Origin of the sequence: Mycobacterium sp., from assembly GCF_049278535.1 — a bacterium.
Taxonomy (GTDB): domain Bacteria; phylum Actinomycetota; class Actinomycetes; order Mycobacteriales; family Mycobacteriaceae; genus Mycobacterium.
This window is the reverse complement of record NZ_JBAPMI010000302.1, coordinates 1-23,363: the sequence shown is the minus strand read 5'-3', so window position 1 is coordinate 23,363 and position 23,363 is coordinate 1. Positions and strand designations below refer to the sequence as shown.

21 protein-coding genes, 1 tRNA gene and 1 other RNA gene are annotated in these 23,363 nt (G+C 65.5%); 12 read left to right on the top strand and 11 right to left on the bottom strand.

The features are described 5' to 3' along the window. Window positions 1-67: 67 nt before the first annotated feature. The 3 genes from WAO18_RS20060 to leuA all read left to right on the top strand — a co-directional run bounded on the left by WAO18_RS20060 (window position 68) and on the right by leuA (window position 3,670). Complete coding sequence (locus tag WAO18_RS20060; RefSeq protein WP_422207982.1) at window positions 68-1,186, top strand: DUF4185 domain-containing protein; 1,119 nt, start codon at window positions 68-70, stop codon at window positions 1,184-1,186. A gap of 97 nt (window positions 1,187-1,283) precedes the next feature. Beyond that, window positions 1,284-1,664, top strand: coding sequence for a hypothetical protein (locus tag WAO18_RS20055; RefSeq protein ID WP_422207977.1), 381 nt, complete (start codon window positions 1,284-1,286; stop codon window positions 1,662-1,664). Between the two features lie 176 nt (window positions 1,665-1,840). Beyond that, a complete protein-coding gene (leuA, locus tag WAO18_RS20050) occupies window positions 1,841-3,670 on the top strand; it encodes a 2-isopropylmalate synthase (protein WP_422207976.1) in 1,830 nt (609 codons plus the stop codon). Here the strand turns inward: leuA and WAO18_RS20045 are convergent, their stop codons facing one another. The 3 genes from WAO18_RS20045 to WAO18_RS20035 form a co-directional block, all read right to left on the bottom strand. Then, window positions 3,671-5,515, bottom strand: a complete 1,845-nt coding sequence (locus tag WAO18_RS20045; protein ID WP_422207975.1) for a putative bifunctional diguanylate cyclase/phosphodiesterase — start codon at window positions 5,513-5,515, stop codon at window positions 3,671-3,673. A 224-nt stretch (window positions 5,516-5,739) separates the two neighbouring features. Beyond that, window positions 5,740-6,276 carry a hypothetical protein gene (locus WAO18_RS20040; protein WP_422207974.1) on the bottom strand — a complete coding sequence of 179 codons (537 nt, stop codon included), beginning with the start codon at window positions 6,274-6,276 and terminating at the stop codon, window positions 5,740-5,742. Window positions 6,277-6,342: 66 nt separating this feature from the next. Beyond that, entirely contained in the window at window positions 6,343-7,332 is a 990-nt protein-coding gene (locus WAO18_RS20035; protein ID WP_422207981.1) for a DEDDh family exonuclease, read from the bottom strand. A 137-nt stretch (window positions 7,333-7,469) separates the two neighbouring features. Between WAO18_RS20035 and WAO18_RS20030 the strand changes: the two genes are divergently transcribed. The 3 genes from WAO18_RS20030 (at window position 7,470) to WAO18_RS20020 (ending at window position 10,836) form a co-directional block, all read left to right on the top strand. Beyond that, the gene (locus WAO18_RS20030) at window positions 7,470-8,711 is read left to right on the top strand and encodes a MurT ligase domain-containing protein (protein WP_422207973.1); all 1,242 of its coding nucleotides are present in this window, start codon (window positions 7,470-7,472) and stop codon (window positions 8,709-8,711) included. After that, on the top strand, window positions 8,704-9,411 hold the full coding sequence (locus tag WAO18_RS20025) for a type 1 glutamine amidotransferase (RefSeq protein ID WP_422207972.1): 708 nt from the start codon (window positions 8,704-8,706) through the stop codon (window positions 9,409-9,411). Before WAO18_RS20030 ends, WAO18_RS20025 begins: the two co-directional genes overlap by 8 nt. A gap of 102 nt (window positions 9,412-9,513) precedes the next feature. Further along, window positions 9,514-10,836, top strand: coding sequence for an MFS transporter (locus WAO18_RS20020; protein WP_422207980.1), 1,323 nt, complete (start codon window positions 9,514-9,516; stop codon window positions 10,834-10,836). Between the two features lie 16 nt (window positions 10,837-10,852). On the opposite strand, the gene recR is transcribed toward WAO18_RS20020, so the two are convergent. After that, window positions 10,853-11,464, bottom strand: a complete 612-nt coding sequence (gene recR / locus WAO18_RS20015) for a recombination mediator RecR (RefSeq protein ID WP_422207971.1) — start codon at window positions 11,462-11,464, stop codon at window positions 10,853-10,855. After that, window positions 11,464-11,796: a YbaB/EbfC family nucleoid-associated protein gene (locus tag WAO18_RS20010; RefSeq protein ID WP_422207970.1), complete on the bottom strand. Its 333-nt coding sequence runs from the start codon at window positions 11,794-11,796 to the stop codon at window positions 11,464-11,466. Before WAO18_RS20010 ends, recR begins: the two co-directional genes overlap by 1 nt. Window positions 11,797-11,894: 98 nt before the next feature. Here WAO18_RS20010 and WAO18_RS20005 point away from each other — a divergent pair, with 98 nt between their 5' ends. Then, window positions 11,895-12,668, top strand: a complete 774-nt coding sequence (locus WAO18_RS20005) for an Rv3717 family N-acetylmuramoyl-L-alanine amidase (RefSeq protein ID WP_422207969.1) — start codon at window positions 11,895-11,897, stop codon at window positions 12,666-12,668. Window positions 12,669-12,677: 9 nt separating this feature from the next. On the opposite strand, the gene WAO18_RS20000 is transcribed toward WAO18_RS20005, so the two are convergent. From WAO18_RS20000 to ffs, 5 genes are all read right to left on the bottom strand, one after another. Next, complete coding sequence (locus tag WAO18_RS20000; RefSeq protein ID WP_422207968.1) at window positions 12,678-13,115, bottom strand: SRPBCC family protein; 438 nt, start codon at window positions 13,113-13,115, stop codon at window positions 12,678-12,680. 60 nt (window positions 13,116-13,175) lie between these two features. Further along, window positions 13,176-14,627, bottom strand: coding sequence for a cytochrome P450 (locus WAO18_RS19995; protein WP_422207979.1), 1,452 nt, complete (start codon window positions 14,625-14,627; stop codon window positions 13,176-13,178). A gap of 153 nt (window positions 14,628-14,780) precedes the next feature. Continuing rightward, window positions 14,781-16,655, bottom strand: a complete 1,875-nt coding sequence (locus WAO18_RS19990; protein ID WP_422207978.1) for a DNA polymerase III subunits gamma/tau — start codon at window positions 16,653-16,655, stop codon at window positions 14,781-14,783. 49 nt (window positions 16,656-16,704) lie between these two features. Further along, entirely contained in the window at window positions 16,705-17,994 is a 1,290-nt protein-coding gene (locus WAO18_RS19985) for an aminotransferase class I/II-fold pyridoxal phosphate-dependent enzyme (RefSeq protein ID WP_422207967.1), read from the bottom strand. A gap of 16 nt (window positions 17,995-18,010) precedes the next feature. Beyond that, an RNA gene (gene ffs, locus WAO18_RS19980) (signal recognition particle sRNA small type) lies at window positions 18,011-18,105 on the bottom strand. A 126-nt stretch (window positions 18,106-18,231) separates the two neighbouring features. On the opposite strand from ffs, the gene WAO18_RS19975 reads away from it, so the two are divergent. The 3 genes from WAO18_RS19975 to WAO18_RS19965 all read left to right on the top strand — a co-directional run bounded on the left by WAO18_RS19975 (window position 18,232) and on the right by WAO18_RS19965 (window position 20,361). Next, a tRNA-Ser gene (locus WAO18_RS19975) sits at window positions 18,232-18,316 on the top strand. 74 nt (window positions 18,317-18,390) lie between these two features. Continuing rightward, window positions 18,391-19,203 (top strand): hypothetical protein, encoded by an 813-nt coding sequence (locus WAO18_RS19970; RefSeq protein WP_422207966.1) that lies wholly within the window; start codon window positions 18,391-18,393, stop codon window positions 19,201-19,203. 102 nt (window positions 19,204-19,305) lie between these two features. Next, complete coding sequence (locus tag WAO18_RS19965; protein ID WP_422207965.1) at window positions 19,306-20,361, top strand: dihydrodipicolinate reductase; 1,056 nt, start codon at window positions 19,306-19,308, stop codon at window positions 20,359-20,361. Here the strand turns inward: WAO18_RS19965 and WAO18_RS19960 are convergent. After that, window positions 20,358-20,687: a DUF732 domain-containing protein gene (locus WAO18_RS19960; protein ID WP_422207964.1), complete on the bottom strand. Its 330-nt coding sequence runs from the start codon at window positions 20,685-20,687 to the stop codon at window positions 20,358-20,360. The two genes, WAO18_RS19965 and WAO18_RS19960, sit on opposite strands and share 4 nt — an antisense overlap. 213 nt (window positions 20,688-20,900) lie before the next feature. Here WAO18_RS19960 and WAO18_RS19955 point away from each other — a divergent pair, with 213 nt between their 5' ends. Then, entirely contained in the window at window positions 20,901-21,455 is a 555-nt protein-coding gene (locus tag WAO18_RS19955) for an MmpS family transport accessory protein (protein WP_422207963.1), read from the top strand. Beyond that, window positions 21,452-23,363: RND family transporter (locus tag WAO18_RS19950; protein WP_422207962.1), on the top strand; the 1,912-nt coding region annotated here is incomplete at its 3' end. The genes WAO18_RS19955 and WAO18_RS19950, both read left to right, overlap by 4 nt.

The window sequence follows — 23,363 nt, the reverse complement described above, 5'->3', positions numbered from 1 at the left end:
GTCGAAGACGAAACGATCGGCGGCGGTGCCGCCGACGACAACCCCCGTCGAGGGCTACCTGGGCGACATGACCGGCCCGGGCATCACCGACGCATGGGGGGTAACGGGCACCGACCTCGGCGTCAGTGCCGTGGCGCCCAACGGCAAGCTGGTGTCGGTGTTCGGGGACACGTTCTCTGGCGCGAGCGCAGGGCAGGGCGACTGGCGCGCCCCGGTTGCCCTGCTCGGCGGCGGCGACACAAACAACCGCATTCAATACGAGTGCGCCGGCGGCGCGAATCCAGGCTACGCACAACAGTTGTGGTCTTATGTCCACGACAGTCCGCCCTGGAACCAGGGTGGAATCAGCACCGTAATTCCGTCGGATTTGCTGGTTATCGGTCAGAACATGTATCTACATGCCATCGTCAATCGCGGCTTCGGAAACGTGATCTGGACCGGAATCTGGACCTCCACCGACAATGGCGTCACCTGGCAGGAGATGGGTGCGAAGGCAACGTTTCCCGCCTCGCTGTACAACGGTTACGCACAGCTGTGGTCTTGGGATTACAACCCCGACGACGGCTGGGTGTACATCGTTTCCACCGGATTTCAGCGCGACAAAGGCATAATCCTGCAACGCGTCCGTCCCGACGACATCGGCGACATGACCAAGTACTCGGGCTGGGGCTGGGCCGACAATCAATGGGCCTGGGACAACGTGCCGACGCCAATCACGCCGCCCGCCGAAACCTGGGGCGAGCTGACGCTGCGCAGGCTGGACACCGGCACGTGGATCCTTGGCGGTTTCCTGTCGTCGGGGTATTCGCTGGGATACCGAACGATCGACTCGCCGACCGCTGATCTGTATGACGCGCAGGTTCAGACGCCAGTGCTCGGAACGAGCTGGGATGCCCAAGACCTGGTCAACAATCAAGTCGCGCAGCTGTATGGCGGATATGTCCTCCCCGGCTCACAGCTGGATGTCCAGGGCGGCGTCGGACTGGTGGTGTCGCAGTGGGATACCGCGACCGGCTGGCCGTACCGGACGATGCAGTTCAAAGTCACCCTCAACGACACCACGGCGACGTCAAACACCGCTGAGCCCGCAGCCAAGGCGGCAAAACTGCCAGGCCCGCCGGCCAAGGCTGATGCGCCGCGACAGCCGCGACGTAAGGCTGCCCGCCCTCGCCGGCCGAAGCCCTGAACGACCGCGGCCGCAGCGCGAGCCGGTCAGAAGACCCCCGGCATCCCGGCATTTGATATGCAGAGGTGCTGAGACGACGCGACGAGAGGTGGCAGCGATGGCCGAAGTGCTATGGGGTACCGAGCCAGACGAGCACGACTACCCGGCAGCGGCCGACTACCTCGCCCTGCTCGCCACGGCCGCGCAGATCAGCGAAATCGTAGCGGCGCTCAAACAGGCCCCGGTCGTGCACAAAAAGGCCAAGGATCTACTGCGCGCATCCCGCCTGGCGCTGTTGCCGAAAGACAACCCGCACGTGCAGCGGGACCTCAAGAAGATCAAGACGGGCAAGCGCCTCTCGCCGATCCTGGTCGTGCGTGGCGACCTCAACGCCGGGGTGGCGATGCAGATCGCCGACGGCTACCACCGGGTCTGCGCGAGCTACTACACCGACGAGAACACCGACATCCCGGTCCGCATCGTCCCGGCCACAAAGTAACGAGCTGGGGTTTTGGGCAACCCTGTCGGCGCGGTACAGTAACCAGCGTGCAGCGGGTGCTCCTTCTCGGACGCCGCGACGGGGTCTGATCCAGACCGGCTTCCTGTCGCGGGTGTTCGCGATGCGCCGGTCACGCCCTCCATGGGCGCCCCTTATTAACTCCCGGAGCAATCACCGTGACTAGCTTCTCCAAACCGTCGGGCGACTCCCCTGACGCATTCACCTCCAGCAGGACCGTCGTCAAACCGGCCGGCCCACCCAACGACGGCCAACCCGCATGGAACACCCAGCGCGGATCGTCGATGCCGTTCAGTCGCTACCGATCGTTCGCCGCCGAGGTCGAGCCGATCCGGCTGGCCGACCGCACCTGGCCCGACAAAGTCATCAGCCGCGCGCCGCTGTGGTGCGCGGTCGACTTGCGTGACGGCAACCAGGCGCTGATCGAACCGATGAGCCCGGCCCGCAAGCGCCGGATGTTCGACCTGCTGGTGCGCATGGGCTACAAGGAGATCGAGGTCGGCTTCCCGTCGGCCAGCCAGACCGACTTCGACTTCGTCCGCGAGATCATCACCGAGGGAGCGATTCCCGAGGACGTGACGATCCAGGTGCTGACCCAGTGCCGGCCCGAGCTGATCGAACGGACCTTCCAAGCCTGCGAGGGTGTCCACCGGGCGATCGTGCACTTTTACAACTCGACGTCAATCCTGCAGCGTCGCGTGGTGTTTCGAGCCGACCGTGCCGCGGTACAGGCGATCGCCACGGACGGCGCTCGCAAGTGCGTCGAGGAGGCCGCCAAATACCCTGGCACACAATGGCGTTTCGAATACTCGCCGGAGTCCTACACCGGTACCGAGCTCGAATACGCCATGCAGGTATGCGACGCGGTGGGCGACATCATCCAGCCGACACCGGACAACCCGATCATCTTCAACCTGCCCGCCACCGTGGAGATGGCGACGCCGAACGTCTACGCCGATTCGATCGAATGGATGAGCCGCAACTTGAAGCGGCGTGAGTCCGTCATCCTTTCCCTGCATCCGCACAACGACCGCGGAACTGCTGTCGCCGCAGCCGAATTGGGCTATCAGGCCGGCGCAGATCGGATCGAGGGCTGCCTGTTCGGCAATGGTGAGCGGACCGGGAACGTCTGCCTGGTGACGCTGGGGCTGAACCAGTTCTCCCGCGGCGTCGACCCGCAGATCGACTTCTCCAACATCGACGAGATCCGGCGCACGGTCGAGTACTGCAACCAGTTGTCGGTGCCCGAACGCCACCCCTATGGCGGCGATCTGGTGTACACGGCGTTCTCCGGTAGCCACCAGGACGCGATCAACAAAGGTCTGGATGCGATGAAAGTCGCTGCGGACGAAGCGGATTCCGATGTCGACGACATGCTGTGGCAGGTGCCGTATCTGCCGATCGATCCGCGCGACGTGGGCCGTACCTACGAGGCGGTGATCCGGGTCAACTCGCAGTCGGGCAAAGGCGGGGTGGCCTACATCATGAAGGCCGACCACGGCCTGGCGCTCCCGCGACGGCTGCAGATCGAGTTTTCCCGCGCGATCCAAAAGATCGCAGAGGGCACAGCCGGTGAGGGCGGCGAGGTCACGCCGAAGGAGATGTGGGACGCGTTCAACGACGAGTACCTCGCGCCGATCCGGCCGCTGGAACGGATGAAGCAACGGGTCGACGCCTCCGAAGAAGACCACGGCGTCACCCGCATCGTTGCGACGGTCAAAGTCGACGGCGCCGAGACCGAGATCAACGGATCAGGCAACGGTCCCCTCGCCGCGTTCGTCGATGCGTTGGGACACATCGGTGTCGACGTGGCCGTGCTGGACTACTCCGAGCACGCGATGAGCGGTGGCCAGGACGCGCAGGCCGCGGCGTACGTCGAGGCTTCGGTAGGTGGTCAGACGGTCTGGGGTGTCGGTATCGCGCCGTCGATCACCACCGCGTCGTTGCGTGCCGTGGTGTCGGCCGTGAACCGAGCCGCCCGGAACTGATCAGCTGGCGGCCCGCTCCGACGTCAGCCGGAAGGGCAGGGGGACTTGACGCGTGCGGAGCAGTGATCCCATTGCTTCGCCGGTAAGCGGGCGCGACAGAAACATCCCTTGAGCACGGCTGCACCCATGCTGTAACAACGTCATGGCCGCGATCGGGGTCTCGACGCCCTTGGCAGTCACCTGCAAACCGACTGCCTCGGCAACCCCGACGCTCGCCTGCACCACTGCCAGATCGACCGCACTGATGCCGAGGCCACGGACGAATCCCGCGCTGATCTCCAGCATGTCGACTGGCAGCGATTTCAGCTGCCCCAAAACGACGTCACCGGAACCGAAGTCATCAATGGCGATCTGGACGCCGAGGTCCTTCAGCACCGCGAGGGTGTGGGTGTGTTCGACGTGGCGCAGCACCGCGTGCTCGCCGATCTCCAGACACAACGATCCTGCGTCGAGGCCGAATTCGTCCAGGGTGGCGGCCACGCTGTCAGTGAAGCCGTCACTGGCCAGTAGCGCCGATGCGACATTGAGGCGCAATTTGATGTGTTGATCGATGCCACGCGATCGCCAATCGCTGAAGTCTCCGCAGGCGCGACGCATAACCCATCGCCCAAGCCGCCCGGCGAGACTGATCGACTTAGGGGCCCCGTTCGACGCATTCACCGGCAGCAGCCCCCGACTCGGGTGTTGCCAGCACACCAGCGCTTCGACCGCCAGTATTTCGCCGGTGCGCAGGTCGACTTCGGGCAGATACTGCAGCACCAGCGAGTCGCTGTCGGTGCCGGTAGCAGAATGGTGCGCGCTCCCGTTTCGAGACGCGCCCTGCATCGATACGCCGTGATTGAACACGGCGACCGCATTGCCGCCTTTGCGCTTAACCGCCAGGGCGGCCTGGTCAGCCCGGTGCAGTAGATCATCGCCGGCGTCGACACCGGGCAGGCCCACTGCCACCCCGATGCTGAGGGTGCGGGTGATCAGGTCTTCGCCGACGCGGATCGGGTCACACATCGTGGTCTGAAGCGTGTGCGCCAAGGCTTTCGCGCCTGTGGCCGACATCGTCCCTTTGGGAATGACAACGAATTCATCGCCGCCGACACGGGCGATCATGGCGGCGTGGCCGACTTTGGCGGCGAGCCGTTGTGCGCAGGCCCAGATGACCATATCGCCGGCGGCGTGACCGAGCTGATCGTTGATGGTCTTCAGCCGGTCCAAATCGATGTAGAGCGCCGCGACTGGACCGGGGTGTCCCGCTTGCAGTCTGCGACGAATCTCGGCGGTCAGCGCTCGACGATTATGCAGGCCGGTCAATTCGTCGTGCTCGGCCAGCCGGTGCAGGTGACTCTCCGCGGCCAGACGGTCCTGCAGCTGTGCGAACAACGACGCAACCACGGCGAGTACATCGAGTTCTTCGGGTGTCCACCGTTCACCACCCCATCTGGTCAAGCCGAGGACGCCTGTGGTCAGGGTCCCCGAGAGCAGGGGCGCGACCGCCGTCACCCACACACGGCTCTGGCAAGCCGCGAACCGGCTCGAATGACCGAGCTTTGCTGTGTCGGAAGCAATAACCGCCGGCGTTTTAAGTTCCTCGGCTACCACCCCGTCGGCGTCGGCGAAAGGGATCTCCGCCAGTGGATCCGGCTCGGGAACCGAATCCCGCGGCGGCCATTCGGCGATAAGCGTCGAAGCCCGGAGGCGGTGATCGTTGTGACGCAAAAACGCGGCGTCGGCCTCGAACTGCTCAACAAGCTGCGCGAGCAGCCGTTCGCATACGCTCGGCGCGGAGAACGCGCCGGCCCCCTTCATTTGGGCGACTACCCCGGCGATGATGCCGAGAAAATGCTCCGCCATGGTGCCCTCCGTATACCTGGAGTGCCCCCAATGGAAATACGGTGAAATTCACCGCGCTGTCGATGCGTGGTGAGCCTGCGCCCGGCCGTCGCTGTCTTTGCGGTGGCGGCCGGGAACGTCTTGAGTGTAAACACGTGACGCAACCAGAATGTGTGAAAGCTGACAAGAAACTTAGATTTACCTAGAATTCTGCCACCGTCTGACTGGCGTTTGGCCGGCTGACGTCAAGCCAAGATCTTGGCCAGCAGCATTGCGGCCAAGGTCTGGGCTTGCACGCAGCTTTCGGCGCCCACGATCAGGTAAATCCAGCCCTTGATCACGTCGACGGTCGCGGGCGGGGCCACAAAACAGAACGCCTGATCACCCAGGCCCGGGACGTTGGTGACCCGGCCGGCGCTCTGCTTGTTGGCGAGGAATCCCTGGGACTGCGAATCGAGGCACTTCTTGTCTGCCGGTTTGCCGTCGATGCAGTACTCGTTGTTCCGGTACAGCTTGAAGCTGACGTCGTTACCCGCGGTCGGGATAGACGTGCACTGCGCTTCACTCGGGGATTGGCTGCCCTCGGCCGCCGGGAAAGCGCTGCCCATCACCCGGCTGATGTCGGATGCGCTCAACAAGCCGCAGAAGTTTTCGGGGACCTGCACACCGCCGGCTTTCGCCGAGGAGCCGCCACCGTGCGAGCACCCACACGTCGCCGTCACGATTGCGGTAGCGACCGCAGCCCCCATCTGCCACCGGCCGATCGTCGCTTTCGCATTCATTACGTCCACTCAATCAGAAGCGACTGCCGGAGTGCGGGGCCGGGCTGATGCGCCGGAGCTGCGCAATCAAAACAATGCGAACTGCTCGCCCGCGCACGCCGCATCGACGATGCCGTCGACGCCGGTGCCGTTGGCCACCGCCCCGACGCAGTCCATGAACTTCGCATCGGACACCGTCGGCACGCCGAGCTCGCGAGCCAGGTGGCCCTTGCCCTGGGCCGGGCGGTGTTCGTTGCAGATCACCAGTGAGGTTTCCCGGTCGACAGCCTCGGCGTAGGCCAACCCGGCGTGCAGGATCCGCTCGACCAGCTCCTCGTGGGTCCGCTCGACCTCGGCGGCCAACGCCACCCGCATGCCCTGCACCAGCGGCCCGCCGCGGACGTAGGGACCGGGGTTGAGGTACGGACACGGCATCCGCGAGGCCAGCACCTTGAGCGGCCTCAGCTCGTCGTGGGTGACCCTGCCGCTGGGCCAGCGACGGCGGGTGACCGGGCGCACCGGCAGCCATACGTCTCGTTCGCGGGCCCGCTGCAGCGCGGCGGCCAGCACACTGGTCAGCACGACCGCGTCGTCGAAAGCGTCGTGCGCCCGGCGTTGCGTCACACCCCAATGCGCCGCCAGAGTCTCCAACCGCAAGTTGTCGGTGCCCAGTTCCAGCCGGCGGGCCAATTCCACCGTGCACATGACGCTGTCGATCGGCAGCTCCACGCCGGCCAGCTCGGCCTCCGCGGTCAGGAAGCCATAGTCGAAGGCGACGTTGTGCGCGACCAGCGTGCGACCGCGCACCAGCTCGACGACCTCGCCAACGATCTCATCGAACTGTGGCTGGTCCTCCAGCATCTCGGCGGTCAGCCCGTGAATGTGGGTGGGCCCGGGATCCACACCGGGGTTGAGCAAGCTCACCACGGACTGTTCGACATGGCCTCCGGCGTCGAGCGCGAGCACCGCGAGGCTGATGACGCGGGCACTGCCGGGCCGGAAACCCGACGTCTCGACGTCGATGACGGCCCAACCCGCGTCGGGCTCAGTGGCGGGCCGACCCCAGGCCGCCGGAATGTCGGGCATGAATGGAGGATTTCACGCCGAGCCGACATAGCCGGGTCGCTACGCGCCGTGTCGCCGACGTACTTCATCGGGGTGACCCGCAGCGCTCGGGAAAGCGCCGAGCTTGCGATCGCCCTTAAACTTCCCGGGTGATCACCGCCCGAGGACGACTCGCCCTGGCCGCCGGAGCCGGCGCGCGATGGGCCTCACGGGTGACCGGCCGAGGGGCCGGCGCGATGATCGGCGGCCTGGTGGCGATGACCCTGGATCGTTCGATTCTGCGTCAGCTGGGCACCGACCGGCGCACCGTCGTGGTCACCGGCACCAACGGCAAGTCGACGACAAGCCGGATGACCGCGGCCGCGCTGCGCACGCTGGGTGAGGTGGCCTCCAACGCGGAGGGCGCCAATATGGACGCGGGTCTGGTGGCAGCCCTGGCCGCCGATCGCGCCGCCGCGCTCGCGGTTCTCGAGGTGGACGAGATGCACGTCCCGCACGTGTCGGATGCCGTCGAGCCCGCGGTCGTCATCCTGCTCAACCTGTCCCGCGACCAGCTGGACCGGGTCGGTGAGATCAACGTGATCGAACGCCGGCTGCGGGCCGGACTGGCCGCGCACCCGAACGCTGTCGTCGTCGCCAACTGTGACGACGTATTGATGACCTCAGCCGCCTACGACCACACCAACGTGGTGTGGGTGGCGGCCGGCGGCAGCTGGGCGGCCGACTCGGTCAGCTGCCCGCGCAGCGGCGAGGTCATCGTCCGCGACCAGGGCCACTGGTATTCCACCGGCGCCGACTTCAAACGGCCCAGCCCGCAGTGGTGGTTCGATGATGAAAAGCTCTACGGCCCTGAAGGATTGGCGTTGCCGATGCGGCTGGCGTTGCCCGGTGCGGTGAACCGGGGCAACGCCGCCCAGGCGGTGGCCGCCGCCGTCGCGCTGGGCGCCGATCCCACGGCCGTGGTGGCCGCCGTGTCCGGCGTGGACGAGGTCGCCGGGCGGTACCGGACCATCCAGGTCGGCTCGCACACCGTGCGAATGCTGTTGGCCAAGAATCCCGCCGGCTGGCAGGAAGCACTGTCGATGGTGAACAAGGATGCCGCCGGGGTAGTGATCGCCGTCAACGGGCAGGTGCCCGACGGAGAAGACCTGTCTTGGCTGTGGGATGTCCGCTTCGAGGAGTTCGAGCTGCACTTTCAAGGGACCCCGGTGGTGGCCGCCGGTGAACGCGGCACCGACCTCGCCGTGCGGCTGGGCTACGCCGACGTACAACACACCCTGATGCACGACACGGTCGCCGCGATCGCATCCTGCCCGCCGGGGCCCGTCGAGGTGGTCGCCAACTACACCGCTTTTTTGCAGTTGCAACGCCGATTGGCCCGCCATGGCTGACTCGACGGTCCGAATCGGGCTGGTGCTGCCCGACGTGATGGGCACCTACGGCGACGGCGGCAACGCCGCGGTGCTGCGCCAACGCCTGCGGTTGCGTGGCATCGCCGCGGAGATCGTCGAGATCACGCTGGCCGACGCGGTGCCCGACAGCCTCGACCTCTACACGCTGGGCGGGGCCGAGGACTACGCGCAGCGGCTGGCCACCAAGCATTTGATCCAGTACCCGGGACTGCAGCGCGCGGCGGCCCGCGGCACGCCGGTGCTGGCGATCTGCGCGGCCATCCAGGTGCTCGGCCACTGGTACGAAACGTCGGCGGGCGAACGGGTCGAAGGCGTGGGACTGCTCGACCTGACCACCGCACCCCAGCCGACGCGCACCATCGGCGAACTCGTCACCTCACCCCGGCTGCCCGGGCTGACCGCACCGCTGACCGGGTTCGAAAACCACCGTGGCGGAACGGTTCTCGGCGATGCCGCGGCCCCCCTGGGCGCGGTCAAGAAGGGGGCCGGCAACCGCGCCGGTGACGGCATCGACGGCGCGGTGCAGGGCAGTGTGTTCGCCACCTACATGCACGGGCCGTGCCTGGCCCGCAATCCCGAATTCGCCGACTTGCTGCTCGGCAAGGTGGTGGGTGAGCTGACGCCGCTCGAGCTGCCGGAGGTGGATCTGTTGCGCCGCGAGCGACTGGCGGCGCGGTAGGAGTTCCAGGCAGCAAAGTTTTGGGTACGAGAGGTGCCGATGAGTATCCGACGCCGCCAGCAAAGCCGGGCACGCAACGACACCCGGGACGCCGCTTCGGCGATGCGCCGCGACACCGCGGGTACGGCCATCGGCAATTTCATGGAGTGGTACGACTTCGGTGTCTACGGCTACATCGCGACCACGATCGCGCAGGTGTTTTATCCGGGCAATAGTGTCAGCGCGGTCCATCTCATCGCCACCTTCAGCACGCTGGCGGCGGCCTACGTGGTCCGGCCACTCGGCGGGTTTGTCCTTGGTCCACTCGGTGACCGCATCGGACGCAAGCGGGTTTTGGTGATCACGATCCTGCTGATGACGGTAGGGACAACCATGAGCGGCTTGGTGCCCGGCTACAGCACCATCGGCATATGGGCGCCGATCCTGCTGCTCGTGGCGCGGATCTTTCAAGGCTTGTCGACCGGAGGCGAGTTTGTCGGTGCGATGACCTATCTCGTTGAGCGGGCCCCGGACCGCAAACGCGGCATGATGGTCGGGTTCTTGCCGCTGGGCAACCTGGTCGGGTTCGTGCTCGCCGGGTTACTGGTGACCGCATTACAGGCCTGGCTGCCGAGCCGCGACATGCTGGCATGGGGCTGGCGGATTCCGCTGTTGCTGGGAGCGCCGTTCGGCGTGCTCGCTCTGTATTTGCGGCTGCGGATCAGGGAGTCGCCCGCGTACGAACAGGTGAGCAGTAGCGGGGATGCGCCGGTCGACCGCGGCTGGCAGCAATTTCGACACACAGTGGTGGAGCAATGGAAGCCGATGGTGATCTGCGCGGCCCTTGTGGTGACCTCCCAGGCGCCCGATTTCATGCTCACCGGATACTTGCCGACATACCTCAAAGTGGTTGTGCACGTTGATAACACGGCCGGACTAGTGATGATCGTGGCGACGTTGGCGGTTCTGATGGCCGCGGTGGTGTTCGTCGCCATGTTGTCCGACCGTATCGGCGTCAAACCGATCATGTGGACGGGCTGCGGCCTGCTCGTCGTGGCGTCGGTCCCGGCATTCTTGCTAATGCGCTTCGGCGGTATCTTTCCGGTGGTCTTCATCGGTGTGCTGCTCATCGGACTGATGGAACTGTGTTTCGACAGCACCACGCCCGGTGCGCTGCCGGCACTGTTCCCGACCAGGGTGCGCAACGGAGCGCTGGCCATCTCCTACAACATCGCGCTATCGACCGTGGGCGGAACCACCCCGCTGATCGCTCAAGCGCTGATATCCGGCACCGGCAACGTCATGGTGCCGGCCTACATGCTGATGGTGGCGGGTCTGGTGGGGACGGTCACCCTTTTCTTCATGCCGGAAGTTGCCGGCAAGCCGTTGCCCGGGTCTGAGCCTTCGGCCGAAAGCGAGGAGGCTGGCGAACTGGCCGGCGCGTGAGAGGTTGCGACGAGAGTCACGCCATTGCGCGGCGGCCGGTCAGCGCGCGGCCCAGGGTCAGCTCGTCGGCGAATTCCAAATCGCCGCCCATCGGCAACCCGGAGGCGATTCGGCTCACGGTCAGTCCGGGGATGTCGCGCAGCATCCGCACCAGATAGGTGGCCGTGGCCTCACCTTCGGTATTGGGGTCAGTGGCGATGATCACCTCGGTGATGTCCACGCCGTCGACCTGCTCACCGATCCGGTTCAGTAACTCGCGAATCCGCAGTTGCTCAGGGCCGACACCGGACAGCGGGTCCAGTGCGCCGCCCAAAACGTGGTAACGCCCGCGGAATTCACGGGTCCGCTCGACGGCCTGCACATCCTTCGGCTCCTCGACGACGCAGACCTGCGTGCCGTCCCGACGCGGATCCCCGCAGATACGACAGCGCTCGTCGTCGGAAACGTTGCCGCACACCGAACAGAACCGCACACCGTTGCGGACCTTGGCCAACACTGCGGTGAGTCGGTCGATGTCCGGCGGCTCGACGGATAGCAGGTGAAAAGCGATGCGCTGCGCGCTTTTAGGCCCGATCCCCGGCAGCTTGCCGAGTTCGTCGATCAGATCCTGGACCGGTCCTTCGAACATCAGCCCTGCGGCATACCCAGCGAGCCCATGCCACCGGCCAGCGGACCGAGCTGCTGCTGGGCCAGGGCTGCGACCTGCTTCGAGGCGTCACCGAGTGCGCCGACGATCAAGTCCTGCAGCGTGTCGATGTCGTCGGGGTCGACGACCTTGGGGTCGATCTCGATGGAGACGACCTCGCCGCTGCCCTTCACGGTGACCTCGACCAGTCCGCCGCCGGCCTTTCCGTGGACCTCGGAGTTGATGAGTCGCTGCTGGGCAGCCATCAGTTCTTGCTGCATCTGCTGTGCCTGGGCGAGCAACGCCGACATGTCGGGCTGGCCTCCGGGTTGCATGACAGTCCCCTTGCGTCTTGGTCTCGACTTGGTTTCGCCTGCGTCGTGCGGGCGGTTCAGAGTTCCAAGCGTAGACGGCGCCAGGCTAACGTGGCGCGGTGCGCATACCTCATCGCCTGCGTGTCGGGGCTCCCGCCGTGTTGGGAGCCGTCGGCCTCGTCGCTGCCGTCGCCGTCGCACCGATCCCACCGAACGCCATCGCGGCGCCGGGCAGCATCGCCGGCATGATCGTGTTCCTCGATCCCGGTCACAACGGCGCCAACGACGCCTCCATCAGCCGCCAGGTGCCCACCGGTCGCGGTGGCACCAAGGACTGCCAGGCCAGCGGGACGACGACCAACGACGGCTACCCGGAACACACCTTCACCTGGGACACCACGCTGCGGATCCGCGCCGAGCTCAACGCGCTCGGGGCGCGCACGGCGATGTCGCGCGGCGACGACTCCACCGTCGGGCCGTGTGTCGACCAGCGGGCAGCGATGGCCAACGCCCTGCACCCGAACGCGGTCGTCAGCATCCACGCCGATGGCGGCCCCTCGGGCGGGCGAGGTTTCCACGTCAACTATTCGGCGCCACCGCTCAACCAGGCGCAGGCCGGACCCGCGGTGCAGTTCGCCCGCGCCATGCGCGACCAGATGGAGGGGTCGGGCATCCCGCCGGCCAGCTATATCGGCCAGGACGGCCTGTACGGGCGTTCGGACCTGGCGGGGCTGAACTTGGCGCAGTATCCGTCCGTCCTGGTCGAGTGCGGCAACATGAAGAACCCGGTCGACTCGGGATTGATGGAAAGCCCTGAAGGTCGGCAGAAGTACGCCGACGCCGTGGTCAGGGGCGTCGCAGCCTTCCTAGGCGGCCAAACCGCGGCCCACTAGCCGACCGGGTTAGCTTTCGACTTCCCGCTTCAGGTTGGCCAGGACCTCGGCCTGAATCTTCTTCAGGCCCAGCGGTGCGAACGTCTTCTCGAAGAAGCCCTTCACGCCACCGGCGCCCTTCCACGTCGTGGTGACGGTAACGCTCGAGCCCGGTCCAGCGGGCGCCACGGTCCAGTTGGTCACCATGGTCGAGTTGGCGTCTTTTTCGATCACGGCGTGGCCGGCGACGTCGACGCTGGCGCGGACGTCGCGAACCCGGGATTTGGTGGCCTGCAGCTTCCAGCTCGCGACCGTGCCCTGCCCCTGCCCGCCTTCCAGCACCTGGTAGTCGTGGTAGTGCGAAGACAGAATTTTGGGGCGGACTCCGCTGTAGTCCCCAACAGCGGACAGCACGGCTGCGGGCTCAGCGTTGATCAGAATCGTGCTCGCTGCACTGACGTGTCCCATTCGACGAAACTCCTCTGCGCGGGCTGATGTCGCAGACCAGCGTATAGGTGCCCCGTTAACCTAGGCGCTGAGGCGGATCAGTTCGGTGTTGACGGCCGCACGTCGCGACGCCGCCGCACGCTTGTTGAGTCTCAGCCGAAAGCCGCTGGGCTTCAACGTGATTGACTCGTCAATCTTCAAACGGTAGTCGTCCTCAGCGGTTAGATCGTAACGATGGAGAACGAGCGCGAGCGTCAGCACGGCCTCATGCAGGGCGAACTGCCGGCCGATGCAGGCCCGTTGACCCGTCCCGAACGGCTTGTAGGCGTGCGCTCGACTCTTCATCTGGCCCGGCGCAAATCGGTCCGGATCGAACCGGTCTGGGTCTGGCCACGCCAGAGGGTCGCGTTGCACGAGCGGCAACACCACCAACACCCACTGCCCCTTCTTGATCCGGTATTTCCCGCCGAGCACGGTGTTCTTGCGCGCCACCCGCAGATACCCGGGCGCGGTGGGCCACAGCCGTAACGCCTCATCGAGCACCGCCCGGACATAGCGCAGCTTGGCGACGTCGCAGTAAGCCGGTTCGGGGTTGTCCGACGTGCCCCACAACGCGTCCACCTCCGCCTTGGCCCGGGCCAGGATATCGGGGTTCTGGGTGAGGTAGTGCAGCGCGAAAGACAATGCGCCTGAAGTGGTCTCGTGTCCGGCCATGATAAAGGTGATGACCTGCTGGCGAATGTTGACCGGGTCCAGGCTGCGTCCGGTGACGGGGTGTGCGGAATTGAGCATCAAATCCAGCAGGTCGCCGGTCTCGGAACCGGCGCCGTCGCGGCGGGCCTGGATCACTTCGTCGACGATGCGTCCCATCACCGCGCCAGAACGCCGGATGGCCGGGCGAAGCAACCGGGTCAGCAACGGGAACGTCGACCAGCTGGCGTACTTCAACGTCCGATTCATCGCCGATATGAACGGGTGTGGCCGTCGGCGATCGAAGGAACCGAACCGATAACCGAATCCGGCACGCCCGATAGATTCCAGGGCCAACCGCGTCGTGTCGGCGGTGACGTCAACCCGACGACCACTGTCGGCCGCGCCGTCCCACCGGTCCAGCAACTCGCCGATCGCCTCCAGCATGATCGAGTGGTAGCCCTGCATTGCCTCGCGGCTGAACGCCGGCTTGAGAATGTCGTGCGCCAGCCTCCATTTCGGGTTGTCGGTGTCGACCGTGATCAGCGCGTCGCCGATGACCTCTCGCAGCGGCGTCAGGTGATGGCCGACGTGTTTGCCGAAGCGGCGTTCGTCGTGCACCTCCGCGACCAGGTCGAGCCCGCTGACCGCGACCATCTCGGTGCCGAGCATCTTGCGTGCTGAAATCGGGCCCAACTTTCGGGTCTGCGGCAGCGAGGATTGGAAGGGGGTGCGGGGATTCAGACCCAGCACGTCACCCAGAAACGGGACTCGAAAGGGCGGATGGGGAAGGTCGCAGGTGTCCACAACATCGCGTTTGTGCAGTGCGTTTATGTCTGACATCGCACGCGAGGCTCCCGGCGCCCACATACTGGTCATGGTCATAATCCGAACTTTACATACTTTTTGACTACATTTATAGCCGAAGTATTACCTGTGGTCTACCTCACAGGCAGGCGCGACCACGCGCCGGGTCGGCTGGTCTACGCGGGCTGACTAGCCGTTATCGATGCGGCGCGCGCCCAATTCGTTCTGCAGCAGCTCCAGCGCCGCTTCTTCAGGGTCGCGGCGTGGTGTCGACGCGTCGTCCTGGCCGGCCTCGGCGAGCATGCTCTCCTCTTCGGCCCGCTCATCGGTAGCCAAGTCGGTGGGCGCTGCGGCCGGAGGCGGCGGCGGAACCATCCTGCGAGCGGGGCGCTCGACCGGACTCGGCGGCGCGACCGGCGCTTCGGGCATCAGACCGGCGGCGCCCGACTCGCAGCGCACGCGCCAGTCCACTCCCAACGCATCTTTGAGTGCCTCGGCGATGACGTCGGCATTGCGTTGTTCGCTCAGCCGTTTGGCCAGAGGCGCCGATTCGTGGCTCAGTACCAAGGTGTTGCCTTCGACCGCCCGCACGGTAGCGCCAGCCAACATCACCTCGGTGGTACGACTGCGCTGACGGACCTTGTCGCGAACGGTCGGCCACAGGGTGCGGACCGCGGCCGCGCTCGGCTCGGTCGAACCCACAGCCGCCGGATCCTCCTGCGCTGAAACGGATTCCGGCGGTGTTGGCTCGGGCGGCGCGGACTCCGGCGCACTGGGTTCAGGCAGACCGGGCTCAGGCGGACTGGGATCGGGCGCCGACGTGTGCTCCGGCGCGGCCACTGGCGGCGGTTGCGGCGCCGAACGCCGCGCAGGCACGGCAGGCTCGGGCTTGTCCTCCTGCGGGATGGACATGTCCAGCCTGGTCTCGATCCGCTCAACACGTTGCAGCAGAGCCGATTCGGTATCGCTGGCCGACGGCAACAACAGCCGCGCGCAGATCACCTCGAGTAGCAGACGCGGCGCCGTCGCGCCGCGCATCTCCGTCAGGCCGGCGTGGACCACTTCGGCATAACGGGTCAGCGTCGCACGGCCGATCCGGGTCGCTTGCTCACGCATGCGCTCCAGCACATCTTCGGGGGCATCAACCACACCCCGGGACGTAGCGTCGGGAATTGCTTGCAGCACAAGCAGATCGCGGAACCGCTCCAACAGATCGGTGGCAAATCGACGCGGGTCGTGGCCGGCGTCGATCACCGATTCCACCGCCCCGAACAACGCAGCCGCATCACCGGCGCCCAGCGCGTCGACGGCCTCGTCGATCAACGCCACATCGGTGGCACCCAGCAAGCCCAGTGCGCGTTGGTAGGTCACCCGGTTTCCTTCGGCACCGGCCAGCAACTGGTCGAGCACCGACAACGTGTCGCGAGGAGAACCGCCACCGGCCCGGATCACCAGCGGGTACACGACGTCGTCGACGACCACATCCTCTTGGGCGCAGATCCGTTCGATCAGCCCTCGCATGGTCCGCGGCGGCAGCAGCCGGAACGGATAGTGATGGGTGCGCGAGCGGATGGTCGGCAGCACCTTCTCCGGCTCGGTGGTGGCGAAGATGAAGATCAGATGGTCGGGCGGCTCCTCGACGATCTTGAGCAGCGCGTTGAATCCCGCCGTCGTGACCATGTGCGCCTCATCGACGATGAAGACCCGATAGCGCGACTGGGCCGGCGCGTAGAACGCCCGGTCTCTCAGCTCGCGGGTGTCGTCCACACCACCGTGGCTGGCCGCGTCGAGTTCGACGACGTCGATGCTGCCGGGGCCGTTGGGTGCCAGGCCAACACAGGAGTCGCACACCCCGCAGGGCGTGGCGGTCGGCCCCTGTTCGCAGTTCAACGAGCGGGCCAGGATGCGCGCCGACGACGTCTTGCCGCATCCACGCGGACCGGAGAACAGGTATGCGTGGTTGATTCGGCCTGCCGTCAAGGCGGTGGACAGCGGCTCGGTGACGTGTTCCTGGCCCACCACCTCGGCGAAGGTCGCCGGTCGGTACTTGCGGTAGAGGGCCACGGTCAGCAAGGCTACCCAGCCCATCCGACGATGCGAACCCCGAAGGGGTCTAGCTGTGGTTGAGCAGCGACTCGGTCGCGGACAGCAGAGCGCACGTGGCCAGGCCGTCGATCGCGTCACGCAGATCCGACTCAGGCGGGAACGTCGGTGCGATCCGAATGTTCTTGTCGTCCGGGTCTTTTCGGTAGGGGAACGACGCGCCCGCCTCGGTGACGGCGATACCGGCGTCCTTGGCCAATGCGACGGTGCGCCGCGCCGTGCCGGGCAGCACGTCAAGGCTGATGAAGTAGCCGCCTTCGGGCTCGTTCCAGGAGGCGATCTTGGATTCACTGAGACGTTTGTCCAAGATCTCCAGCGCCAACGCGAACTTGGGCGCCAGCAGTTGCTGGTGACGCATCATCTGCAGGCGGACCCCATCGGCGTCGCCGAAGAAGCGCAGATGCCTCAGCTGGTTGATCTTGTCCGGCCCGATCGACTTCTTGCCGGCGTACTGCAGGTACCACGCGATGTTGCCCAGCGATCCCCCGAAGAAGCTGACGCCGGCGCCGGCAAAGGTGATCTTCGACGTCGACGCGAAGACATACGGGCGGTTGGGGTTGCCCGCGGCGGCGGCCAGGCCCAGCACATCGATCGGACGGGGGAAGTCCAGCGTCAGCGTGTGCACCGCATAGGCGTTATCCCAGAACAGCCGGAAATCGCTGGCGGCCGTGCGCATTTGGACCAGCCGCCGGACGGTCTCCCACGAGTAACTCAGGCCGGTGGGGTTGGCGAAAACCGGGACCGCCCACAGACCCTTGATGGCCGGGTCGACGGCGACCAGCTCCTCGATCAGGTCGACGTCCGGACCGTCCTCGCGCATCGGGACCGGGATCATCTCGATGCCGAGTGTTTCGGTGATGGCGAAGTGCCGGTCGTAGCCGGGCACCGGGCACAGGAACTTGACCTTCGGTTCGTCTTTCCATGCCCGTGGCGAATCCACGCCGCCGTAGAGCATCGAAAACACGACGACGTCGTGCATCAGCTCGAGGCTGGCGTTGTTGCCGGCGATCAGGTTCTGTACCGGGATGCCGAGCAGCTCGCCGAAGATGGCCCGCAGTTCGGGCAGTCCGTGCTGGCCGCCGTAGTTGCGGGTGTCGGTGCCTTCGCCGTCGCGGTAGTCAGACCCGGGCAGGCTCAGCAGCGCGCTGGACAGATCGAGTTGCTCGCTGCACGGCTTTCCGCGGGTCAGGTCGAGGGCCAGCTTCTTGGATTGCAGGGCGGCGTAGTCCTGTTGATGACCGGCATGCAATGCCTCGAGGTCGGTACGGCCTAGAGAGCTGAACGAGCCGTACGACACCATCCGCCTTTCACTCTGAATTAGGGGACCCCGCGCACCCGCCAGAGCCCATTGACCCTTGCTGCCTTCCGGCCCTGGGGGAGTTCACGGGATAGACGCCGCACGGGGTCCACGGAGAGTCTAGTACCCGGGCGGGATCCGATTGCCCGAAGACCCTGAGCTCCGTTGGATGGCCCGGCTCCTCTTCAGGCCGTTCCGGCCTGCATCGTCGCCGAGCAGTGCTCGGCTACCATGGCCGACGGAGGATTCGCCTAGTGGCCTATGGCGCTCGCCTGGAACGCGGGTTGGGTTAACGCCCTCGCGGGTTCAAATCCCGCATCCTCCGCACTTAGTCCGGGATGTGACCAGGCCCGGTTGATAGGGTCTGGTCGCTTTCGGATTACCACCTCGAGGAGGGGCATGGGACGCAGGTCCGCCAAGTTCTGGCACGCGATGTTGTCGGTCGCTGCCGGCGTCCTCTATTTCTTCTTCGTGTTACCTCTGTGGCCCGAGCTGATGGGCGACACCTCCCACGGTCTGGGCACCGCGGCGCGGATCACCGCCGGCGTGGTGATCGCACTGGCCGCTCTACCCGTGGTGTTCACCTTGCTGCGGCTGCGCAAGCCGGAGTTCGGCACGCCCGCCCTCGCGTTGACGCTGCAGACCGGAGCGGTCGTGGCCCATGTGCTGGCCGGCGTTTTGATCGTCGGCACAGCAATCAGTGAAATCTGGCTCAACCTGGACAGCGTCGGCCCGTGGCTGTTCGGCATCTACGGCGCCGCGGCCGCGATCGCGGTGCTCGGCATCTTCGCTTTCTACCTGTCGTCGGTCGCCGAGCAGCCGCCTCCTCCGCCAAAGCCGCTGAAGCCCAAGAAGGAGAAGAAGCCACGGCAACGCCGCGGTAAGACGGACGGCGAGGCCGAAGACGGCTCGGAAACAGACGCCGCTGACGAAGCCGACGAGGACTCCACGGAGTCCGAAGAGGCAGACGGCGACGCCGACGCTGACGCTGACGCTGACGCTGACGCTGACGACGACGATGCAGCTGACGAAAGCCCCGAGGTCGAGTCGACGGCGGTGGAACCCGAGTCGACAGCCGACGAAGCGCCCGCAGCCCAAGACGCCGAGGACACCGTCGCCGGTGAATCAGCGGGTGGACTGCGCAACCGGCGGCCAACCGGGAAAACGTCACATCGGCGGCGTTCGCGTCGCGGCGTAGCTATCGAGGAGTGAGCTGACCCGCTCACCGGCGACACCCCGTTCAACCCCGAGAATCCCGTTCCCGGTTTAGCGAATCCCGTTTCCGAACTTGCCATATTTCCCTATGCTGAGCGCGTGCCCAACACATATCGCGTTGTTCAGTGGAACACCGGAAACGTCGGCAAGAGCTCCCTCAAATCGATCGCGGCCAATCCCCTGCTCGAATTAGTGGGGTGCTTCGCGTGGTCACCGGAGAAGGCGGGACGGGACGCCGGCGATCTGGTCGGCATCGCGCCGTTGGGGGTCGCCGCCACCAACGACATCGACGCCATACTCGCGATGAAGCCGGATTGCGTTGTCTACAACCCGATGTGGATCAACGTCGACGAGTTGGTCCGCATCCTGTCGGCGGGCGTCAACGTGGTGACCACGGCGTCCTTCGTCACCGGGAAAAATCTAGGCGACGGCCGCGACCGGATCGTCGAGGCCTGCGAGAAGGGCGGCTCGACGATGTTCGGCTCCGGCGTCAGCCCGGGCTTCGCCGAGCTGCTGGCCATCGTGTCGGCGATGGTGTGCAACCGGGTCGACAAAGTCACCGTCAACGAGGCCGCCGACACCACGTTCTACGACTCACCGGACACCGAGAAGCCGGTCGGTTTCGGCCAGCCCATCGACCACCCGGACCTGCAGGCGATGGCAGCCAACGGCACCGCGATCTTCAGCGAGGCCGTCGCGCTGGTCGGCGACGCTCTCGGTATCGAACTCGACGACATCCGATGCGAGGCCGAATTCGCCCAGACCACAGCGGATCTCGAAATGGCGTCGTGGACCATCCCCGCCGGATGCGTGGCTGGTGTCTACATCAGCTGGCAGGGAATCCTCGACGGCAAGACCGTCATCGACCTCAACGTACGGTGGCGCAAAGGTCAGACGCTCGACCCGGACTGGAAGATCGACGGCGACGGCTGGGTGATTCAGGTCGACGGGCAGCCCACGGTGACCACCAAGGTCGGTTTCCTGCCGCCGCCGTATTTCGAGGCCAGCACGCTCGAAGAATTCATGGACCTCGGCCACATCATGGTGGCGGTGCCTGCGATCAATGCGATTCCGGCTGTCGTTGCCGCGGCGCCGGGTATCGCGACATACGCGGATCTGCCGCTGACACTGCCGCGAGGATTCGTCAGAACCTAACGCGCAGGGATGTTCTGGAGCTTGCCCTGGAGGTCGGGGCAGTACTGGGCGATGGCGCTACCGAGGAACTGGTAGGCCTGCACCTGCGTGGTGCCCCGGGGCAGGTTGATGGATAGGAAGTGTGCGGCTGCCGCGGCGTCGGGATCGACACCGACACCGAGCCGGTGGCAGACGATTTTGCCCAAGTAGGGGTTGTAGTCGTGCGGTCCGTAGATGCCGAATCGGCCGAGCTGGTTGTCGAAATCGGTGTCCGGGTCGGCGAATGCCGGTGCCGACAGGCTGATAGCTGCGGCCATGGCGGCGACCGCAACACCCACAAGCTTCATGGGCTGGATACTACCTATGTTGAGTCTGCACCCGTTCATCGTCACCGTTCCTCCTCGCCCCGCCGAGCCGCCTGTCCGGACCCGCGCTACGGTCGTCAACACCGGCCCGGTCCGGTTTCGTTCCACTCCCCAATTCAGATTAGAGTAGCTAAGGTTACACACAGGCTAATTAGTTGAGCAGCCGTCGCCCCTGGTTAAGGAATTGAAGCGCCCATGACGACCACCGAGCCGAGGACCGAGCCATTGGCAACCCAATCCGCGGGCGCCGCAGGCGAGCAGCCCGCACGCCAACCGGCCCAACGCAAAGGTCTGTCAGGCCTGTTCAGCCGCTTTTGGCTCATTCTCACGATCGTGGCTGTCGTCGTGGTATCAGGATTCGTCGTCCACCGACTGCACGGGGTCTTCGGCGTTCACAGCGGTTCGTTCGGTGGCGGCACGTCGGGCGAAGTCCTCGACGAATTCAACGCCAAGACGATCACCCTCGAGGTCTGGGGCTCACCGGGCAGCACGGCAACCATCAACTACCTCGACGAGAACTCCCATCCGCAGCAGGCCCTCAACGTGCCCTTGCCCTGGAGCAAAGTATTGAGTTCAACGAAGCCCGGCATCCCGGCGAACCTGGTGGCGCAAGGAGACGGCAGTTGGATCGCCTGCCGGTTCGTCGTGAACCAGCACAACGGCCAGGGTGACGTCATCAAGTCTCCGAATCAGTCGCCCGCCCACGAAAATGTGAATGCCTTCGTCTACTGCCTGGACAAGTCCGCATGAGCGAAACCACCGAGGCTGCGCCGCGCGTCGACCAGCCGCTGATCCCGCCGTTCCTGCCGAAATGGATCCATCGGCTGGCGGTGCCGATCGTGCTGGTGTGGTTGGGCATTGTCTTCGTCACCAACACCATCTCGCCGCAGCTGGAGGTCGTCTCCAAAAACCACTCGGTGTCGCAGAGTCCCAGGGACGCGGTGTCGTTCCAGTCAATGATGCGCGTCGGATCGACGTTCAAAGAGTTCAATTCCGACAGCTCGGCGATGGTCCTGCTGGAGGGTGACAAGCCGCTGGGCGCGGAGGCGCACCGCTATTACGACGAGATCGTCAGGCGACTCGAGCAAGACAAGAAGCACGTTCAGCACATCCAGGATTTCTGGAGTGATCCGCTGACCGCCGCGGGCTCCCAGAGCCACGATCAAAAGGCCGCGTACGTCCAGGTTTACCTCGCCGGCAACATGGGCGGCGGCCTGGCCACCGAGTCCGCCGAGGCCGTCCGCAAGATCGTGAACTCGGTGCCCGCGCCGCCGGGAATCAAGGCCTACGTCACAGGCGCGGGTCCGCTGATCGCCGACCAGTCCCACGCGGGTGAGAAAGGCGTCGCGAAGGTCACCCTCGTCACGATCCTGGTGATCCTGGTGATGTTGCTGTTCGTCTACCGCTCGGTGAGCACCGTTCTGATCATGTTGACCATGGTCTTCATCGAATTGGCCGCGGCCCGCGGTGTCGTCGCGACCCTGGGTAATTACGGCATCATGGGGCTTTCGACCTTCGCCAACAACATGCTGGTGCTGTTGGCGATCGCCGCCGGAACGGACTATGCGATCTTTGTGGTCGGCCGCTATCACGAGGCCCGCGGTCTGGGCGAGACCCGCGAAGAAGCGTTCTACACCATGTTCCACAGCACCGCGCATGTCGTGCTGGGGTCGGGGTTGACCATCGCCGGCGCGATGTACTGCTTGAGCTTCTGCCGCTTGCCGTATTTCGAGTCACTCGGCATCCCCTGTGCCGTTGGCATGCTGGTCGCGGTCTTCGCGGCGTTGACTCTGGGCCCGGCGGTGCTGACCGTGGCGTCGTTCTTCAAGCTGATGGACCCGAAGCGAAAGTTGCAGACCCGGGGCTGGCGCCGGATCGGCACCGCGATCGTCCGCTGGCCCGCACCGGTTCTCGCGGTCACGATCGCGATCGCACTGATCGGTCTGCTCGCCCTGCCCGGCTACGAAACGGACTACGACACTCGCCACTTCCTGCCGCAGGACACCCCGGCCAACGTCGGCTACGCGGCGGCCGACCGGCATTTCAATCAGGCCCGGTTGAATCCCGAGCTGTTGATGATCGAGACGGATCACGACCTGCGTAACTCGGCTGACTTCATCGTCCTGGACAAGGTTGCCAAAGCGGTCTTCCACATCCCCGGTATCGGCCGGGTACAGACCATCACCAGGCCGCTGGGCACGCCGCTCGACCACAGCACCCTCGGTTTCCAGATGGGCGCGCAAGCCGCGGGCCGGATCCAGACCCAGCACTACCAAGAAGAGCAGGCGAAGAACCTGCTGAAGCAGGCCGACGAACTCCACAAGACGATGGCCACGCTGCATGAGCAGATGCAGACCACGCAGGAGCTCAGCGACACCACGCACGAAACCACCAAGCTCACCAAAGAAACCGTGAAGATCACCGAGGCGCTGCGTGACGACATCGCCAACTTCGACGACTTCTTCCGGCCGATCCGCAGCTACTTCTACTGGGAGAAGCACTGTTTCGACATCCCGGCCTGCTGGACGCTGCGATCGATCTTCAACGCGCTGGACGGCATCGATGCGGTGAGCGAGAACATTGAGAATCTCAGCGCGAATCTGGACAAGCTGGACAAGATCCAGCCGAAGCTGGTGGCGCTGATACCGCCGCAGATCG

Coding starts and splice junctions, on each gene's coding strand:
- WAO18_RS20060 (WP_422207982.1), top strand. CDS start 68: ATGACCGGCCCGGGCATCACCGACGCATGGGGGGTAACGGGCACCGAC.
- WAO18_RS20055 (WP_422207977.1), top strand. CDS start 1,284: ATGGCCGAAGTGCTATGGGGTACCGAGCCAGACGAGCACGACTACCCG.
- WAO18_RS20045 (WP_422207975.1), bottom strand. CDS start 5,515: ATGGCGGAGCATTTTCTCGGCATCATCGCCGGGGTAGTCGCCCAAATG.
- WAO18_RS20040 (WP_422207974.1), bottom strand. CDS start 6,276: ATGAATGCGAAAGCGACGATCGGCCGGTGGCAGATGGGGGCTGCGGTC.
- WAO18_RS20025 (WP_422207972.1), top strand. CDS start 8,704: ATGGCTGACTCGACGGTCCGAATCGGGCTGGTGCTGCCCGACGTGATG.
- WAO18_RS20020 (WP_422207980.1), top strand. CDS start 9,514: ATGCGCCGCGACACCGCGGGTACGGCCATCGGCAATTTCATGGAGTGG.
- recR (WP_422207971.1), bottom strand. CDS start 11,464: ATGTTCGAAGGACCGGTCCAGGATCTGATCGACGAACTCGGCAAGCTG.
- WAO18_RS20010 (WP_422207970.1), bottom strand. CDS start 11,796: ATGCAACCCGGAGGCCAGCCCGACATGTCGGCGTTGCTCGCCCAGGCA.
- WAO18_RS20000 (WP_422207968.1), bottom strand. CDS start 13,115: ATGGGACACGTCAGTGCAGCGAGCACGATTCTGATCAACGCTGAGCCC.
- WAO18_RS19995 (WP_422207979.1), bottom strand. CDS start 14,627: ATGTCAGACATAAACGCACTGCACAAACGCGATGTTGTGGACACCTGC.
- WAO18_RS19985 (WP_422207967.1), bottom strand. CDS start 17,994: ATGGTGTCGTACGGCTCGTTCAGCTCTCTAGGCCGTACCGACCTCGAG.
- WAO18_RS19970 (WP_422207966.1), top strand. CDS start 18,391: ATGGGACGCAGGTCCGCCAAGTTCTGGCACGCGATGTTGTCGGTCGCT.
- WAO18_RS19960 (WP_422207964.1), bottom strand. CDS start 20,687: ATGAAGCTTGTGGGTGTTGCGGTCGCCGCCATGGCCGCAGCTATCAGC.
- WAO18_RS19955 (WP_422207963.1), top strand. CDS start 20,901: ATGACGACCACCGAGCCGAGGACCGAGCCATTGGCAACCCAATCCGCG.